At 74.6% G+C, this 19155-nt stretch carries 3 protein-coding genes; all 3 read right to left on the minus strand.

The features are described 5' to 3' along the window. Positions 1 to 30 precede the first annotated feature (30 nt). Genes ACFWYW_RS25575 through ACFWYW_RS25585 form a run of 3 tightly spaced genes read right to left on the minus strand, consistent with a single transcriptional unit; the run spans position 31 to position 19018 of the window. Positions 31 to 5223, minus strand: a complete 5193-nt coding sequence (locus ACFWYW_RS25575) for an SDR family NAD(P)-dependent oxidoreductase (protein WP_379611827.1) — start codon at positions 5221 to 5223, stop codon at positions 31 to 33. A 24-nt stretch (positions 5224 to 5247) separates the two neighbouring features. Continuing rightward, a complete protein-coding gene (locus tag ACFWYW_RS25580) occupies positions 5248 to 10488 on the minus strand; it encodes a type I polyketide synthase (protein WP_379611828.1) in 5241 nt (1746 codons plus the stop codon). Then, the gene (locus tag ACFWYW_RS25585; RefSeq protein WP_379611829.1) at positions 10478 to 19018 is read right to left on the minus strand and encodes an SDR family NAD(P)-dependent oxidoreductase; all 8541 of its coding nucleotides are present in this window, start codon (positions 19016 to 19018) and stop codon (positions 10478 to 10480) included. Before ACFWYW_RS25585 ends, ACFWYW_RS25580 begins: the two co-directional genes overlap by 11 nt. Positions 19019 to 19155 lie beyond the last annotated feature (137 nt).

A 19155-nucleotide genomic window follows, 5' to 3' on the forward strand; every position in this document is an offset into this window, starting at 1 on the left:
CGAACCTTTCCGGTAACGGGAGTCATGGGTTCACAGTTCGTTGTCGATGAGCGCGAAGATCTCCTCATCGGAGGCGGCGTCGATCTTCTCGACCATGCCGTCGGCGTCGTTCTGGCCCGCGCCGTACCGGGCGAGGGCGGTCTGCAGGATCGGGACGAGCCGGCCGCGGATGGCCTCGCCCTCCCCGTTGGCGCTGGTGAGCATGGCCTCGACGCGCTCCAGGGCGCTTTCCAGCACGTCCTCGGGCGAGGGCGTCTTGGGCGCGAGCGTGCGGAACAGGTAGTCGGCCAGGGAGGTCACGGTCGGGTGGTCGAAGACGAGCGTCGCGGGCAGCCGCAGGCCGGTCTCGGCGTTGAGCCGGTTGCGCAGCTCGACCGCGGTGAGCGAGTCGAACCCGAGCTGGCTGAAGGCGGTGCCGACGTCGATCTGGTCGGGGCTGGCGTGGGCGAGCACGGCCGCGACGTGCGCGCGGACGGTGGCGGTCAGCAGGCGCAGGCTCTCGGTGTGCGGGAGCGCCGCCAGCCGCTCGGCCAGCCCGCCCGCGACCGTCACGTTCGACGCGGTACGGCGGGGCCCGCGCACCAGCCCGCGCAGCATGGCGGGAAGGTCGTCGTTCTCCGCCCTGGCCCGCAGCCCGGCGGTGTCCCAGCGCACCGCCACGACCACGGCCTCGTCGGTGGCCAGCGCCGCGTCCAGCAACTCCAGCCCCTGAGCGGAGTCGAGCGGGGCGACGCCGGAGCGGGCCAGCCTGCCCCGGTCGGCGGCGCTGAGCCCGCCGGTCAGGTCGGTGGAGGTGTCCCAGAGCCCCCAGGCGATGGAGACGGCCGGCAGCCCCTCGTCCCTGCGCAGTTCGGCCAGCGCGTCGAGGTAGGTGTTGGCGGCGGCGTAGTTGCCCTGTCCGGCGTTGCCGAGGATGCCGGCCAGGGAGGAGAAGAGCACGAAGGCCTTGAGGTCGCGGTCCTTGGTCAGCTCGTGCAGGTGCCAGGCCGCGTCCAGCTTGGGGGCGAAGACCCGGTCGATCCGCTCCGGCGTCAGCCCCTCGATCGTGGCGTCGTCGAGAACCCCGGCCGTGTGCACGACACCGGTCAGATCCGCGATCCCGTCCACCACCGCGGCCAGCGCCCGCCGGTCGGCCACATCACACGCGAGCACCTCGACTCGCGCGCCCAGCTCTTCGAGCTCCGCGCGCAGCTCTCCCGCTCCCGGTGCGCCGGCACCGCGCCGCGACAGGAGCACCAGGTCGCGCACCCCGTACCGCTCGACCAGATGACGAGAGATCAGCCCGCCCAGACCGCCGGTCCCGCCGGTCACCAGGACCGTGCCGGAGCCGATGGGCTCGGGTTCCCCGGCGGTTCTGCGGGCCACGCGCGGGGCGAACAGCTTGCCGTCGCGCACCCGCACCTCCGGCTCGCCGGTCGCCAGCACCCGCTCCCAGTCGGCGAAGCCGTCCGGCACGTCGGCCAGGACGAACCGGCCCGGTTGCTCGGTCTGCGCCGTCCGCACCAGGCCCCGGACCACTGCGGCGTCCAGGCCGCTGGGCGCGAACACCACCTGGTGGTCCTCGCCTGCCACCGCCGCCAGGACGCGGGCGGCCAGCTCGCGCGGCGTGCCCTCGGCCAGCGGTACCACCGTGAACGAGCCCGCCGGATCGGCCGTGGGCGCGATCTCCACCCAGTCCAGGCCGTGCGGGGCCACCTGGGCGGCGGCCGGTCGGGGGGCGGCCTGCCGTACGCGGAGGGAGTCGATCGAGAAGACCGGGTGACCGGCGGCGTCGACCGCCTCGATCCCGGCGTCGTCGGCGCCGCGCGGCGTCAGCCGTACGCGCAGGAGGGAGGCCTGCGCGGCCGACAGACGCACGCCACGGAAGGCGAACGGCAGCCGCAGCGCGCCCCCCTCGGCCGCCAGCACGAGCGGGTGGAAGGAGGCGTCCAGCAGCGCGGGGTGGATGCCGAACCCGGTCACGTCCACCCCGTCGGGGGCGCTGACCTCGGCGAACAGTTCCTCGCCCGCGCGCCACATCGCGCTCACGCCTTGGAAGGCGGGCCCGTACTCGTAGCCCTGGGCGGCCAGTTGCTCGTAGGCCACCTCCACCGGCTGGGCGCCGTCGGGAGGCCAGGTGGCCGCCCAGCCGGGAGAGGCGGTTCCGGTGACGGCCAGGGCGCCGGAGGCGTGACGGACCCAGGCGTCGCCGGTCTCGGAGAAGATCGTGATGCCGCGCCGCCCGTCGGTCTCGGCGGAGACGACGACCTGGAGGCGTGCGGTTCCGGTGAGGATCAGCGGCGCCTCGATGATGAGTTCCTCGACCAGCTCGCAGCCGGCGGCGGCGGCCGCTTCGAGCGCCAGTTCGGCGAAGGCGGCGCCGGGCAGCAGGACGCCGCCCTCGACCGCGTGGTCGGCCAGCCAGGGCGCGATCTTGGTGGACAGCTGGCCGCTGAGCACGAGCCCGCCGTCGGCCACCGGCACGACCGCGTTCAGCAGCGGGTGCTCGGAGCCGTCCACGCCGGGGACGCGCCCTGCCCGCGCGCCGGCGTCCAGCCAGTAGCGCTGCCGGTCGAAGGCGTAGGTAGGCAGGTCCACGTGCCGGAAGGGGATGGCGGCGAGCGCGGCGGCCCAGTCGACCTCGGCGCCCAGCACGAACGCCTGGGCGAGCGCGGTCAGGAAGCGCCGCCAGTCGCCCGAGCCCCTGCGCAGGGTGCCGCAGATGCCCGCGGACTCGTTCATCTCGGCCACGTCCGCCTGGAGCACCGGGTGCGGGCTCACCTCGACGAACAGCGGCGCTCCGGTGACCGAGCCGATCGCCTGCCGGAACAGGACCGGGTTGCGCACGTTGTCGAACCAGTAGCCGGCCGTCAGCCGGTCGGTGTCGATGAAGTCCCCGGCCATCGAGGAGCAGAACTCGATGTCGGTACGGCCCGGCCGTACCTCGCCCAGAAGCGCGGGCAGCTCGTCGCGCAGGACCTCGATGTGCGGCGTGTGCGAGGCGTAGTCCACCGCGATCCTGCGCGCCCGGTAGGGCTCCTCCCAGGCGGCGGCCACCTCGTCGAGCGCGTCCACGTCACCGGCGACGACGCACCCGCCCGGCCCGCTGTCCACGGCGATCCACAGCCGCCCCTCGTACGGCGCGAGCAGCTCGCGCACCCGCTCGGACGGCAGCGCGGCGGAGAGCATGCCGCCGGTGCCGCCGAGCCGCTCGCCGATGACCCGGCTGCGCAGCGCGACGATCCGGGCGGCGTCCTCCACCGAGAGGACTCCGGCGACGCAGGCCGCGGCGATCTCGCCCTGCGAGTGGCCGACGACCGCGGCGGGCTCGACGCCGAGCGAGCGCCAGAGCTCGGCCAGCGCGACCATCACCGCGAACAGCACGGGCTGGATGACGTCGGAGCCGGTCAGCTTCTCGCCCGAGCGCAGCACGTCCTCCACCGACCAGCCGGTGTGCGGCTTGAGCGCCTCGTCGCACGCGCGCAGCCGCTCGCGGAAGACCTCGCTGGCCTCGAGAAGCTCGACGGCCATTCCCGGCCACTGCGAGCCCTGGCCGGGGAACAGGAAGATGGTGCGGGCCGCGGCGGCGACGCCCTCCAGGAGGGCGGGGTGCGGGGCGCCGTCCGCGAGCGCGTCGAGGCCGGCCAGCAGTTCGAGGCGGTCGGCGGCGATCACGACGGCGCGGTGGGCGAACCTGGCCCGGCGCGCGAGCACCGGGCCGGCGGCGGCCAGGTCGGTGAGCGACGCGGTCGCGGCCCGCCCGCGCAGCCTGGCGGCCTGGGCGCGCAGCGCGCTCCCGGTCTTGGCCGACACGACCCACACCAGCGGCGCGGCGGTCTCGGGGGCTGGCTCCTCGTCGGGGCCGCGCTCCAGGATCAGGTGCGCGTTGGTGCCGCTCACGCCGAAGCTGGAGACGCCGGCGCGCGGCGGGCGCTCGCCTTCGGGCAGCTCGACCTCGCCGGTCAGCACCCGTACGCCGCCCAGCGACCAGTCCACGTGCGGGGTCGGCTCGGCCACGTGCAGCGTGCGCGGCAGCACCCGGTGCTCCAGCGCCTTCACCATCTTGATCACGCCGCCGACCCCGGCCGCCGCCTGGGCGTGCCCGAGGTTCGACTTGAGCGAGCCCAGCCAGAGCGGCCGGTCGGCGGGCCGCCTGCGTCCGTAGGTGGCCAGCAGGGCGTGCGCCTCGATCGGGTCGCCGAGGGTGGTGCCGGTGCCGTGCGCCTCCACCGCGTCGACGTCGTGGAGGTCGAGGCGGGCGTCGGCGAGCGCCTGCTCGATCACGCGCTCCTGGGCGGGCCCGCTGGGGGCGGTCATGCCGTTGCTGGCGCCGTCCTGGTTGACCGCGCTGCCGCGGACGACGGCGAGGATGCGGCGGCCGTTGCGGCGCGCGTCCGACAGGCGCTCAAGCAGCAGCACCCCGGCGCCCTCCGCCCAGGCCACCCCGTCGGCCGTGGAGGAGAACGCCTTGCAGCGCCCGTCGGGCGACAGTGCCCGCTGGCGGGAGAACTCCACGAACGGCACCGGCGACGGCATCAACGTCACGCCGCCGGCCAGGGCCAGCGTGCACTCGCCCCGGCGCAGCGCCTGGGTGGCGAGGTGGATGGCGACCAGCGAGGAGGAGCAGGCGGTGTCGATCGAGATCGACGGGCCCTCCAGGCCGTAGACGTAGGAGACGCGGCCGGACAGCACGCTGGCCACGGACGAGGTGAACAGCGTGCCCTCGATCGCCTCGGGCGAGCCGTCGAGGAAGCGGTTGGAGTAGTGCTCGTACATCACGCCCGCGTACACGCCGGTACGGCTGCCGCGCAGCGTCCCCGGGTCGATCCCGGCCGCCTCGAACGCCTCCCAGGTGGCCTGGAGGAACAGCCGGTGCTGCGGGTCGGTGCCGAGCGCGTGGCGCGGGCTGATGCCGAAGAACGCGGCGTCGAAGTCGAACGCGTCGGGGATGAAGCCGCCGTTGCGCGTGTAGCTCTTGCCGATCGCGTCGGGGTCGGGGTCGTACAGGTCATCGAGGTTCCAGCCGCGGTCGTCGGGGAAGTCCCCGATGGCGTCGCGGCCGGAGCGCACGAGCTCCCACAGTTCCTCGGGGCTGCTGACGCCGCCCGGGAAGTGGCAGGCCATGCCCACGATGGCGATGGGCTCGTGGCGACGGCTCTCGTCCTCGGTCAGGCGCCTGCGGGTCTCCGCCAGTTCGACGGTGGCGCGCTTGAGATAGTCGCGGAGCTTGTCCTCGGTACCCATCGCTCGGGCCTTTCCTGTCATGGTTCACAGTTCCTTGTCGATGAGTGCGAAGATCTCCTCATCGGAGGCGGTGTCGATGTCGACGCCCTCGTCGTCATTGCTCGCGGTGCCCCCGAACCTGGTCAGGCCGCTCTGCAGAACGGCGACCAGGCGGCCGCGGATGTCCTCGCCGTTGTCCTTGGCGGTGGTGATCATGGAGCCGACCCGTTCCAGGACCCCGCGCAGCAGGTCCTCGGGCGACGGCGTGGCGGGTGCCAGGCTCTCGTGCAGGTACTTGGCCAGCGCCGAGACCGTCGGGTGGTCGAAGACGAGCGTCGCGGGCAGCCGCAGGCCGGTCTCGGCGTTGAGCCGGTTCTGCAGCTCGACCGCGGTGAGCGAGTCGAACCCGAGCTGGTTGAACGCGCTGTCCACGTCGATGTGGTCGGCGCTGGCGTGGGCGAGCACCGCGGCCACGTGGCCGCGGACCGTCGTGGTGAGCAGCCGCATGGCCTCGGACTCCGTCAGCGCCGCGAGCCGCTCGGTGAGCCGCCCGGTCCCCTTCTTCTGCGACGAGGTACGGCGCGGCGCCCGCACCATCCCCCTGAACAGGGGCGGCAGGCTGCCGTCCTCAGCCCTGGCGCGCAGCCCGACCATGTCCCAGCGGGCCGCCACGACCACCGGCTCGTCCCCGGCCAGCGCGGCGTCGAACAGGGCCAGCCCGTGCTCGACCCCGAGCGGGGCGACACCGGCGCGGGCGAGCCTGGCGATCTCCAGGTCGGTGAGCTCGCCGCCCATGCCGCCGTCCCAGAGCCCCCAGGCGATGGAGACGGCGCGCAGTCCTTCGGCGGTGCGCTGCTCGGCCAGCGCGTCGAGGTAGGTGTTGGCGGCGGCGTAGTTGCCCTGTCCGGCGTTGCCGAGGATGCCGGCCAGGGAGGAGAAGAGCACGAAGGCCTTGAGGTCGCGGTCCTTGGTCAGCTCGTGCAGGTGCCAGGCCGCGTCCAGCTTGGGGGCGAAGACCCGGTCGATCCGCTCCGGCGTCAGCCCCTCGATCGTGGCGTCGTCGAGAATCCCGGCCGTGTGCACGACACCGGTCAGATCCGCGATCCCGTCCACGACCGCGGCCAGCGCCCGCCGGTCGGCCACATCGCAGGCGAGCACCTCGACCTTGGCGCCCAGCTCTTCGAGCGCCGTCCGCAGCTCCGCCGCCCCCGGTGCGGCGGGACCGCGCCGGGACAGGAGCACCAGGTCGCGCACCCCGTGCCGCTCGACAAGGTGACGGGAGATCAGGCCGCCCAGGTCGCCGGTCCCGCCGGTGACCAGGACCGTGCCGGAGCCGAGCGTGACCGGCCCTTCGACGGTCCTGCGCGCCAGGCGGGGGGCCAGCACCTTGCCGTCCGACACCCGCACCTGCGGCTCGCCGGTCGCCAGCACCCGCTCCCAGTCGGCGAAGCCGTCCGGCACGTCGGCCAGGACGAACCGGCCCGGTTGCTCGGTCTGCGCCGTCCGCACCAGGCCCCGGACCACCGCGGCGTCCAGGCCGCGCGGCGCGAAGACCACCAGGCGCTCTTCCCCGGCCATCGCGGCCAGCGCCCGGGTGGTCAGCTCGCGCGGCGTGCCCTCGGCCAGCGGCACCACCGTGAACGCGCCGACCGGCTCGCCCGCCGGCGCGACCTCCACCCAGTCCAGGCCGTAGGGCGCGGGACCGGCCGAGTGGCCGCCGAGCGCGCCCGCGGCCACCGCGCGGACGCGCGCGGACTCCAGCACGAACACCCGCCGGCCGGCGGCGTCGGCCGCCTCGATCGAGCAGCCGTCCTGGCCGTCGCGCAGCAGCCGCACCCGCAGCGCCGTCGCTCCCGGGCTCACCAGCCGTACGCCGCGGAACTCGAACGGCAGCCGCAGCTCCGCCGAGGGCGCGCCGATCAGCAGCACGTGGAACATCGCGTCGAACAGCGCCGGGTGAATCCAGTGGCCGGTCACGTCGAGCTCGCCCACGGCCACGTCGGCGAACAGTTCCTCGCCCGAGCGCCACAGCGCGCGCACGCCCTGGAAGGCGGGCCCGTACTCGTAGCCGGCGTCGGCCAGCGGGCCGTAGGTCACCTCGACCGGCTCGGCGCCCGGCGGGGGCCAGGTCGCCGCCCAGTCGCAGGCGGCGGGGGCCGCGGGCTCCGGTGACAGGGTGGCGCGGACGTGGCGGGTCCAGGTGGCATCGGGGTCGGCCGCGGGGCGGGAGTGGACGCGGGCCTGCCGTACACCCTGGTCGTCTGGGGCGTCGGCGACGACCTGGACGGTCACGCCGCCGCGCTCGGTGAGCAGGAGCGGCGCCTCGAAGACCAGCTCCTCGATCTGGCCGCCGGCTTCCAGCAGCAGGTCGGCGAAGGCCGCGCCGGGCAGTACGGCGGCGCCGTTGACGGCGTGGTCGGCCAGCCAGGGCGAGCCGGACAGCGAGAGGCGGCCGGTGAGCACGCTCACGCCGTCGCCGGCCACGTCGAGCGCGGCGCTCAGCAGCGGGTGGGTGACCTCGCGCAGGCCGGTCGCGGACAGGTCGGCGACGCGGGCGGGCGGGTCGAGCCAGAAGCGCTCACGGTCGAAGGCGTAGGTGGGCAGGTCGACCGGGGCGCCGGAGCCGGTCAGCGCGGGCCACTCGACGCGGGCGCCGATCACCCAGGCCTGCGCGAGGCAGGTGACGAGGGCGTCGGCCTCCGGGCGCTTGCGGCGGCTGAGCGTCAGGACGGCGGCCTCGCGGCCGTCCAGGCAGTCGTGGGCCATCCCGGCGAGCACGGCCTGCGGGCCGATCTCCAGGTAGGCGTCGGCGCCGAGCGAGTCCAGCCGCTCGATCATGGCCTGGAACTGGACCGCGCGGCGGATCTGGGCCAGCCAGTACTCGCGATCGGCCCACGAGCCGCCGTTGAGGTTGGTGGCGAACTCCAGCTTCGGCTCGGCGAACTCGACGTCCTCCAGCACGGCGGCGAAGGGGGCCAGCATCGGCTCCATGAGCGGCGAGTGGAAGGCGTGGCTGACGGCGAGGCGGTGGATGCGCCGGCCCAGGTCCGCCCAGTGCTCGGCGACCGCGAGGCAGGCCGCGACCTCGCCGGAGACGACCACGCTCTTGGGCCCGTTGACGGCGGCGACGCCGATCAGGTGCTCCTGCCCGGCCAGCGACGAGGCGATCTCCTTGGCCGTGGCCTCGATCGCGACCATCGCGCCCGGGGCGTCGAGTGCCTGCATGAGGCGGCCACGGGCGGTGATCAGCCGGGCGGCGTCGGGCAGCGACCAGACGCCCGCTGCGTAGGCGGCGGCGAACTCGCCCACCGAGTGGCCCGCGACGATGCCGGGGTGCACGCCGAGCGACTCCAGCAGCCGGAAGGCGGCCACCTCGAAGGCGAACAGCGCGGGCTGCGTGTAGGAGGTCTCGTTGAGCAGCTTGGCCTCGGGGGTGCCGGGCTCGGCCCACATCACCTCGCGCAGCGGGCGGTCGAGGTGACGGTCCAGCTCGGCGCAGACCTCGTCGAGCGCCTTGGCGAAGGCGGGGAAGGCGGCGTACAACTCGCGGCCCATCCCGTGCCGCTGGCCGCCCTGGCCGGTGAACAGGTAGGCCAGCTTGAGGTGCTCCTTGGCCTGACCCTCCACGACCTCGGCCGGGGCCTCGCCGCGCAGGTGCCCGCCGAGCCCGGCCAGCAGCGCCTCACGGTCATTCCCGAGTACGGCGACGCGGTGCGTGAAGGCGGCGCGGCGCGTGACCAGCGAGTGGGCCACGTCCCGGGCGCCGGTCTCCGGCCTGTCGAGCACGAAGTCACGCAGCCGGGCGGCCTGCCCGCGCAGCGACGTGGCCGTCTGCGCGCTGAGCGCCCAGACCATCGGGCCCTGACCGGTCTGGCCGGTGGCGGGGACGGGCTCCTGGTCGTACTCCTCCAGGACGGCGTGGGCGTTCGTGCCGCTGATGCCGAAGGCCGAGACGCCCGCGCGGCGGGGCCGCTTGTCGTGCGGCGCCCACTCGCGGGCCTCGGTGAGCAGGTTGACCGCGCCCGCCGACCAGTCCACGTGCGGGGTCGGCTCGGCCACGTGCAGGGTGGGCGGCATGACGCGGTTGCGCAGCGCCATCACGGTCTTGATCACGCCGGCGACTCCGGCGGCGGCCTGGGCGTGTCCGATGTTCGACTTCACGGAGCCGAGCCACAGAGGCTGATCCGCCGCACGATTACGTCCATATGTTGACAAAATGGCCTGTGCTTCGATCGGGTCGCCCAGCTTGGTGCCGGTCCCGTGCGCCTCGACCACGTCCACGTCCGCCGTGGTCAGCCTGGCGTCGGACAACGCCTGCGCGATCACGCGTTCCTGGGCGGGCCCGCTCGGGGCGGTCATGCCGTTGCTGGCGCCGTCCTGGTTGACCGCCGTGCCGCGGATGACCGCGAGGATCGGCCGGCCGTTGCGGCGCGCGTCCGACAGGCGCTCCAGCAGCAGCACCCCGGCACCCTCGCCCCACGCCACCCCGTCGGCGGTCGAGGAGAACGACTTGCACCGCCCGTCGGGCGACAGCCCCCGCTGCTTCGAGAACTCCACGAACGTGTCCGGCGGCACCAGCACCGTCACGCCACCGGCCAGCGCCAACCCGCACTCGCCGTCGCGCAGCGCGCGTACCGCGAGGTGGACGGCCACCAGCGAGGAGGAGCAGGCGGTGTCCACCGAGATCGACGGGCCCTCAAGCCCGAACGTGTAGGACACCCGCCCCGACAGCACGCTCGGCGTGCTGGAGGTCAGCAGCAGGCCCTCGACCGACTGCGGGATCGCGCCGTGGGTGAACCTGACCGAGTAGTCGTTGTACATGCACCCCGCGTAGACCCCGGTACGGCTGCCGCGCAGCGTCGCCGGGTCGATCCCGGCCCGCTCGAACGCCTCCCACGACGCCTCCAGGAACAACCGCTGCTGCGGGTCCGTGGCCAGCGCGTTGCGCGGGCTGATCCCGAAGAAGCCGGCGTCGAAGCTCGCCACGTCGTGCACGAAGCCGCCGTGCCTGGTGTACGACTTGCCGGGAGCCTCCGGGTCCGGGTCGTAGACGTCCTCGTCCCAGCCCCGGTCGGCGGGGAACTCGCTGATCGCGTCCACACCGGACCTGACCAGCTCCCACAGTTCCTCCGGGCTGGACACCCCGCCCGGATAGCGGCAGGCCATGCCCACGATCGCTATCGGCTCGTGGCTGCGCGCCTGCGCGTCCGCCAGGCGCTGCCTGGTCTCGGCGAGTTCGACCGTGGCCCGCTTAAGGTAATCGCGGAGCTTTTCCTCAGTTGCCATGATCGGGTCCTTCCGCCATGCTCCGGTTGTCGATCAAGGCGAAGATCTCCTCGTCGGAGGCCGAAACGATCTTCTCGGCGGCGCCGTTCGCCGCGGTGCCACTGCTGCCGAACCGGGTGAGGGCGCTCTGCAGGATGGCCACCAGCCGTCCCTTGATCCCCTCGCCCTCCCCGTTGGCCGCCAGCAGCATCGACTCGACCTTCTCCACCGCGCCGCGCAGCGTGTCCTCGGGCGAGGGCGTCTGCGGAGCCAGGGACTGGAACAGGTGCTCGGCCAGCGCGCTGACCGTCGGGTGATCGAAGACGAGCGTCGCCGGCAGCCGCAGCCCGGTGTCGGCGTTGAGCCGGTTGCGCAGCTCGACCGCGGTGAGCGAGTCGAAGCCCAGTTCGTTGAACGACTTGTCCACGCCGACGCGGTCGGCGCCGCCGTGCCCGAGCACCGCCGCCACGTGCGAGCGGACCAGGCCGGTCAGGTGGTTGCGCGCGTCCGGCTCGGCCATGACGGCCAGCCGCTCGACCAGCGCCACCGGCCCGGCCGCTGACGCCGTGCCGTTCCTCGCGGAACTTCCCTTCTCCGCGGTACGGCGGGGCGCGCGCACCAGCCCGCGCAGGATCGAGGCGAGCTCCCCCGCCTCGGCCCGCTGCCGCAGCGCCGCGGCGTCCCACCGGGCCGCCACGACCACGGCCTCGGCGGCCGGCGCGGTCAGGACGGCGTCGAAGAGGTCGAGGCCCTGCTCGGCGGTGAGGGTGGCGACACCGGTGCGTGACATCCGCGCGACGTCGGCGCCGGACAGCTCACCGGCCATCCCGGTCTCCCACGCGCCCCAGGCCACCGACACCGCGGGCAATCCCAGGGCGTGGCGGTGCTCGGCGAGGGCGTCGAGGAAGGCGTTGGCGGCGGCGTAGCCGGCCTGCCCCGCGGTGCCGATCACACCGGCCACCGAGGAGAACAGGACCAGCGGACGGTCCCCGGCCAGCTCATGCAGCCGCCACGCGGCGTCCGCCTTGGGCGCCAGCACGGTGTCGAGCTGCGTGGCCGACAGTCCGGTGACCGTCGCGTCGTCCAGCACCGCGGCCGTGTGCACGATCCCGGCCAGCTCGGGAATCCCGGCGACCAGCCTGCCCAGGGCGTCCCGGTCGGAGACGTCGCACGCGGCGATCGTGACGCGGGCGCCCAGCGACTCCAGCCGCCCGGTCAGCTCGGCCGCGCCGGGCGCGCTCGCGCCGCTTCTGGAGACGAGCACCAGGTCGCGCACGCCGTGCCGCGCGGCCAGCCGCTCGGCCACCAGCCCGCCCAGCGCCCCGGTGCCGCCGGTGACCAGCACGGTCCCCCCGGCCAGGGTGCTCGCGAGAACCAGATCGGGAGCGGGGGCCGGCGAGCCCGGGTCCGCCGTGCTCGGGCTCGCCGGCGTCGCGCCCGCCGGACCCCCGGTCCGTCGGGTCAGGCGGGGAACCTGAAGGCTGCCGCCGCGGGCCCGCAACTGGGGCTCGTCGGTGGCGGCCAGCAGTTCCCAGTCGGTGAAGCCCGCGTCCACGTCGGCCAGCGCGAAGCGGCCGGGGTGCTCGGCCTGGGCGGAGCGCACCAGTCCCCACAGGGGGCCGGTGACGACCGCGGGTCCCCTGGTCACGAAGACCATCCGGGACTGCCAGAACCGCTCGTCGCCCACCCAGCCCTGCACGAGGTCGAGGGCCTGGTAGAGGGCGTCGTGCACGGAGTAGGGCAGGTCATCGGCGTCCGGCTCGAACGGGACGAGCACCACCGGCGGCGCGTCCACGCTCATGTCGGCCAGCGAGGCCAGGTCGTAGTAGCGCTGCCCGCCGGCCTCGTCGGCGAAGGCGTCGTAGCCGACCGTGGCCCAGGTGGCGTCGCCGCGCTCGGGCTCGGGCAGGTCGCTCCAGTCGACGCCGTAGGTCTCGGCGGACGGGGCGGCCCCGGTGCGCGGGACCGCGCGCAGGGTCAGCTCGGCTGTGGCGATCGGGGCGCCGGACACGTCGTACACGGTCAGGGCGTGGCGGTCCTGGCCTTGAGGGGCCAGCCGTACGCGGAGGGTGCGCGCGCCGCCGGTGCTCGCGTGCACGCCGCTCCACGCGAACGGCAGCAGCAGCGTGCCCGGCTCGCCCGCGGCGTCGAGCACCAGCAGGTGGAGCGCGGCGTCGAGCAGAGCGGGGTGCAGGGTGAACCGGTCGGCGCCCTCGCCGGCGTGCTCGGGCAGGTCCACCTCGACGTAGGCGTCCGCGCCCGCGCGCCAGGCGGCGCGAAGGCCCTGGAAGGCGGGGCCGTAGCCGTAGCCGCGCTCGGCCAGGCGCTCGTAGGCGTCGCCCAGGTCCACACCCGTGGCGTCGGCCGGCGGCCAGACGGTCAGCGGCTCGCCCGCGAGGGGCGTGGCGGCTGTGGTGGGCGTGTTGTCCGACAGTGTGCCGGTCGCGTGGCGGGTCCACGGGGCGTCGGGGTCGCCCGCCGGGCGGGCGTGGACGGACAGGTCGCGGTGGCCGCCCTCGTCGGAGGCGCCGACGGTCAGCTGGATCTGGACCGCCTCCGTGGCGGCCAGGCGCAGCGGAGCCTCCAGCGTCAGGTCCTCGACGGTCACGGCGCCCACGGTGGCGGCGGCCTCCAGGGCCAGCTCCACGAACGCGGTGCCGGGCAGCAGGACCGTGCCGTCCACGGCGTGGTCGGCCAGCCACGGGGTGGCGGCGAGCGAGAGCCTGCCGGTCAGCAGGTGCCCGTCGCCGGCGGCCAGCGGGACGGCCGCGCCGAGCAGCGGGTGGCGGGCGGCGTCCAGGCCGGTGGCGGAGACGTCGGTGCCGCCGGCCGTACCGTCGAGCCAGTAGCGCTGCCGCTCGAAGGGATAGGTGGGCAGCTCGGCGAGGGGGCCGGTGCCCAGGGCGGCGGGCCAGTCGACGGGGGCGCCGAGGACGTGGGCCTGGGCCAGCGCGGTGAGCAGGCGGGCGCGCCCGCCGTCGCCGCGCCGCAGCGTGCCGGTGGCGCCGCCGGGGCGGCCCGCGGCGGTGAGCGTGTCCTGGACGTGGCCGGTCAGCACCGGGTGCGGGCTGGTCTCGACGAACAGCGGCGTCCCCGCGAACGACTCCACCGCCTCCTGGAAACGGACGGGGTTGCGCAGGCTCGTGTACCAGTACTCGGCGGTCAGCTCGGCGTGATCCATCAGGCCGCCCGCGTAGGAGGAGCAGAAGGCGACCTCGCCGGCGCGCGGCCTGATGCCGTCGAGCGCGGAGAGGATCTCCTCGCGCAGCGCCTCGATGTGCGGGGTGTGGGCGGCGTAGCCGATCGCGACCCGCCGGGCGTTCAGGCTCTCGCCGTGCGCGGCGGTGAACTCCTCCAGCGCGTCGGCGTCCCCGCCGATCACACAACTCTCCGGCCCACTGTGTACGGCCGGCCAAAGCCGACCCGCCCACGGCTCGATCAGCTCGCGCCCCCGCTCGGCCGGGACCGGCAGGGCGATCATGCCGCCACGGTCCCCGAGCCGCATCAGTGCCCGGCTGCGCAGGACCACGACCTTGGCCGCGTCCTCCAGCGACAGGGCGCCGGCCACGCAGGCGGCGATGATCTCGCCCTGCGAGTGCCCGACGACCGCCGACGGCTCGACGCCCAGCGAACGCCACACCTTCGCCAGCGCCACCATCACCGCGAACAGCACCGGCTGGATGACGTCGGAGCCCTCCAGCTTGCCCTCGGCGCGCAGCGCGTCCTCGACGGACCAGCCGGTGTGCGCTCTGAGCGCCGCGTCGCAGCGGCGCAGCTCGGTGCGGAAGACCTCGTCGGAGTCCAGCAGTTCGACGGCCATTCCGGCCCACTGCGAGCCCTGGCCGGGGAAGACGAAGACCGGCTGGACGTCCCTGTCCGCGACACCGGTCACGAGCGCGGCGTGCGGGGCGCCTTCCGCCAGCGCGTCCAGGGCGGCGAGCAGTTCGCCGCGCTCGCGGGCGACCACGACGGCGCGGTAGGCGAACCCGGACTTCCTGGCCAGCGCCCGTCCGGCGGCGGCCAGGTCGGACGCCTCGGCGGCGACCTCGCGCAGCCGGAGCGCCTGGGCACGCAGCGCGCTCTCGGACCTGGCCGACACCACCCAGGCCAGAAGCTCCTGCCCGGACGGCGACGCGACCTCCGAGGCGTGCTGCTCCTGAGCGTGTTCCGACGCGGGCTCTGGGGCGATGGCCGCGTGCTCTGGGACGGTGGGGGCGTGCTCTGGGGCGGCGGGCGGTGCTTGTTCGATGATCAGGTGGGCGTTGGTGCCGCTGATGCCGAAGCTGGAGACCGCGGCCCGCAGCGTGCGGCCCTCGGGCAGGTCCACGGGCGAGGTCAGCAGCCTGACGTTCCCGGCCGACCAGTCCACGTGCGGGCTGGGCTCGTCGGCGTGCAGGGTGCGCGGCAGCACGCGGTGCTCCAGCGCCTGCACCATCTTGATGACGCCGCCGACTCCCGCGGCGGCCTGCGTGTGGCCGAGGTTCGACTTGAGCGAGCCGAGCCACACGTCGTCGTAGACCGACATGACGGACTCGGCCTCGATCGGGTCGCCGAGCGTGGTGCCGGTGCCGTGGGCCTCCACGACGTCCACGTCGGCGGAGGTGAGGCGGGCGTCGGCCAGCGCCTGGCGCATGACCGCCTGCTGGGCCAGCCCGCTGGGCGCGGTGAGGCCGTTGCTGGCGCCGTCCTGGTTGACCGCGCCGCCCCTGATGACGGCGAGCACGGGGTGGCCGTTGCGGCGGGCGTCGGACAGGCGCTCCAGCAGGAGCATCCCGGCGCCCTCCGCCCAGCCGGTACCGTCGGCGGCGGCGGAGAAGGCCTTGCAGCGGCCGTCGCGGGCCAGCCCGCCCTGGCGGCTGAACTCCACGAACATGCCGGGCGTGGACATCACGGTCACCCCGCCGGCCAGCGCCATCGTGCACTCGCCGCGGCGCAGCGCCTGCGTGGCGAGCACGATCGAGACCAGCGACGACGAGCAGGCCGTGTCCGTGGTGAGCGCCGGGCCGCGCAGGCCGAGCGTGTACGCGATCCGCCCCGAGACCACGCTGAGCGCGGTGCCGGTGAGCAGGTGGCCGTCGGCGACGCCGCCGGACAGGTGCAGCCGGGGACCGTAGTCGGGCGCCATCGCGCCCACGAACACCCCGGTCGCCGTGTCACGCAGCTCGGCCGGGTCGATCCCGGCCCGCTCGACCGCCTCCCAGCTGATCTCCAGCAGGAGCCGCTGCTGCGGGTCCATGGCGGCGGCCTCGCGCGGGCTGATGCCGAAGAAGCCGGCGTCGAAGCGGTCGGCGTCGTGCAGGAAGCCGCCGTGGCCGGTGTCGCTGGTGCCCGAACGGTCCTGGCCGGTGGCGAACAGCGCCGCCATGTCCCAGCCCCGGTTCGCCGGGAACTCGGTGATCGCGTCGGTCCCGTCGCTGACCAGCTTCCACAGGTCGGCGGGCGAGGCCACGCCACCGGGATACCGGCAGCCCATCCCGACCACCACGACCGGGTCGTCGTCGAGGCGCGCCCGCTCCTGAACGGCCGCCCGCGGCGCCTCCCGCGCCAGCAGCGCGCGCAGGTGGTCGATCAGCTTCTGCGGGGTCGGGTGGTCGAACAGCAGGCTTGTCGGCAGCCGCAGCCCGGTGGCCGCGCGCAGCCGGTTGCGCAGGTCCAGCGCGGTGGCGGACTCGACGCCGAGGTTCTTGAACGTCCTGGCGGGCTCGATCCCGGCCGCGTCCTCGTGCCCGAGCAGCCCGGCCAGCGTGGTCAGCACCAGCTCCCGGACGTCCCCGGTAAAGCCCGCAGCCCCAGCACCGTCCGCGTGGGAAGCGCCGTCGGCGTGCGGAGCACCGTCCGCGTGGGAAGCGCCGTCGGCGTGCGGAGCACCGTCCGCGGAGTGAGCGCCGTTCGCGTGGTGAGCGCCGTTCGCGTCGCCCGATGTGTGCGAAGACGTCCCGCCGTTGAGCGCCGCCCGTCCGGCCGTGGCTCCTCCCGCCGGTACGGCCAGCCGGTGACGACGCCGCTGGAACGGGTAGGTCGGCAGGTCCACCAGCCGCCCGCCCCCGCATGGACCGGCCCAGTCGACCTCGGCTCCCCCGGCGTAGGCCTCGGCCAGCGAGCGCATGACCCGCTCCGCCCCGCCGTCGTCGCGGCGCAGAGTGCCGACGGCGGCCACCTCGCGCCCGGCGGCCTCGGCGGTCTCGCTCACCCCCGACACCAGCACCGGGTGCGGGCTGCACTCCACGAACACCCCGGCGTCGTGCTCCAGCGCGACCCTGACCGCCTGCCCGAAGCGGACGGGCCGTCGCAGGCTGGCGTACCAGTAGGAGGCGTCCAGCTCGGCGGTGTCGATGGGGCGGCCGGTGAGCGTGGAGACGAAGGTGGTGCACGTGGACGCGGGCCGTACCGGGGAGAGGGCGGCGAGGACCTCGTCGCGGACCTGCTCGACCTCGGCGGAGTGGGAGGCGTAGTTGACCGGGATGATCCGGCTGCGGTACTCGGGCAGCCGGGACTTCAGCTCGGCGAGCGCCTCGTGCGGGCCGGAGACGACGAAGGACGTGGGCCCGTTGACGGCGGCGACGGCCAGGTGGCGGGAGATGCGCGCCATCGTGCTCTCGATCACGCCGAGCGGCGCGGCCAGCGACATCATGCCGCCCTTGCCGGCGATCCCGGCGATGGCCTTGCTGCGCAGCCCGACGACGCGGGCGCCGTCCTGGGCGGACAGGGCGCCGACGGCGGTGGCGGCGGCGATCTCGCCCTGGGAGTGTCCGATGACCAGGTCGGGACGCAGGCCGTACGACTGCCAGAGCGCGGCCAGGCCGGTCATGACGGCCCACAGCGCGGGCTGGACCACGTCCACCCGGTCGAGGCCGGGCGCGCCGGACTTCTCGCGCAGCACGTCCATGAGGTCGTAGTCGGTGAAGGGGGCGAGCGCGAGCGCGCACTCGGCGACCCGCTCGGCGAAGGCGGGCGAGCTGGACAGCAGCTCGCGGGCCATGCTCGGCCACTGGGCGCCCTGGCCGGGGAAGACGAAGGCGGTGCGCCCGGCGCCGGAGCCGGTGACGGCCGCGTCGTGCGGCAGGCCGCCGGCCAGCGCCCGCAGCGCCTCCCGCTTGGCGGTGCCGAGCACCACCGCGCGGTGCTCGAAGGCGGCGCGGCTGCGCACCAGGCTCCACGCCACGTCCGCCGGGTCGGCCTCGACCTCGGCGAGCTGCTCGGCCAGCTTCTTCAGCGCGCCCGGGGACCGGGCGGACAACACCCAGGGGGCGCCGCCGTCGGGCTCCTTGCGGACGGGCGGGCGCCGGGAGCCGCCGATGCTGAGGCGCGGCGGCTCGGTGACGAGCAGGTGGCAGTTGGTGCCGCCCATGCCGAACGAGCTCACGCCGGCGACCAGGCGGCGCGCGGACCACGGGAGGGTCTCGGAGACGACGCGCAGGCGCAGCGAGTCGAAGGGGATCTCCGGGTTGGGCGTCTCGCAGTGGAGGCTGGCGGGCAGCTCGCGGTGCTTCAGGCTCAGCACGACCTTGAGCAGCCCGGCGATGCCCGCCGCGCCCTCCAGGTGGCCGATGTTGGTCTTCACCGAGCCGACGAGCAGGGGCTCGGTGGCCGGGCGGGCCTTGCCGTACACGGAACCGAGGGCGGTGGCCTCGATCGGGTCGCCGACCTTGGTCCCGGTGCCGTGGAGCTCCACGTACTGCACGGCACCGGGCGCGACCCCCGCCTGAGCGCAGGCCGACTCGATGACCTCGGCCTGCGCCCGGCTGCTGGGGACGGTCAAACCCTCGCCGCCGCCGTCGTTGTTGACCGCGCCGCCCAGGATCACCGCGTGGATGACGTCCCGGTCGGTTATGGCCGCGGCGAGGGGCTTGAGCACGACGAGCCCGCCGCCCTCGCCGCGTACGTAGCCGTTGGCCCGCGCGTCGAAGGTGTGGCAGCGGCCGTCGGGTGACAGCGCGCCGAACTCGCCGATGGCGTTGGTGGTCTCGCCCAGGAGGTTGAGGTTGACGCCGCCGGCGACGGCCAGGCCGATCTCGCCGCGGCGCAGGCTCTCGCACGCCATCTGGACGGCCACGAGCGAGGAGGACTGGCCGGCGTCCAGGGTGAGGCTCGGGCCGCGCAGGCCGAGCAGGTAGGAGACCCGGTTGGCGATCATCGCCCGGTTGGCGCCGGTGTAGCCGTGCCGGCCACCGGCCCCCAGGGACGCGAAGTCGTTGGAGATCGCGCCCAGGAACACGCCCGCCGCGCTGCCGCGCAGCTCCGCGGGCAGCACCCGCGCGTTCTCCAGGGCCTCCCAGGCCAGCTCCAGCACAAGGCGCTGGTGCGGGTCCATGGCCGCGGCCTCGTTCGGGGAGATCCCGAAGAACGCGGCGTCGAAACCCTCGACGTCCTCCAGGAATCCGCCGAAGCGGTAACCGGCGGCGTTCGGCCACCGGTCCTCGGGGGCCGGGGTGACCGCGTCCACTCCGTCACGCAGCAGGTGCCAGAACCGGGCCGGGTCGGCAGCCTGAGGGAGCCTGCAGGACATGCCGACGACGGCGATCCCAGCCAGCTGATTCGACTCACCAACCATCAATGCGCCACCTCAAGCCGGGGTATTGAATATTCGCGACTATTGGCCAGTAATTAAGACCCTAATCGCGGACTTTGCTGAGGCACATGGAGCGACGGTGGCACGTAGTTACCGCAACTGTTGGCCGCCCAGCCACA

This window comes from Nonomuraea sp. NPDC059023 (assembly GCF_042740095.1).
GTDB lineage: Bacteria > Actinomycetota > Actinomycetes > Streptosporangiales > Streptosporangiaceae > Nonomuraea.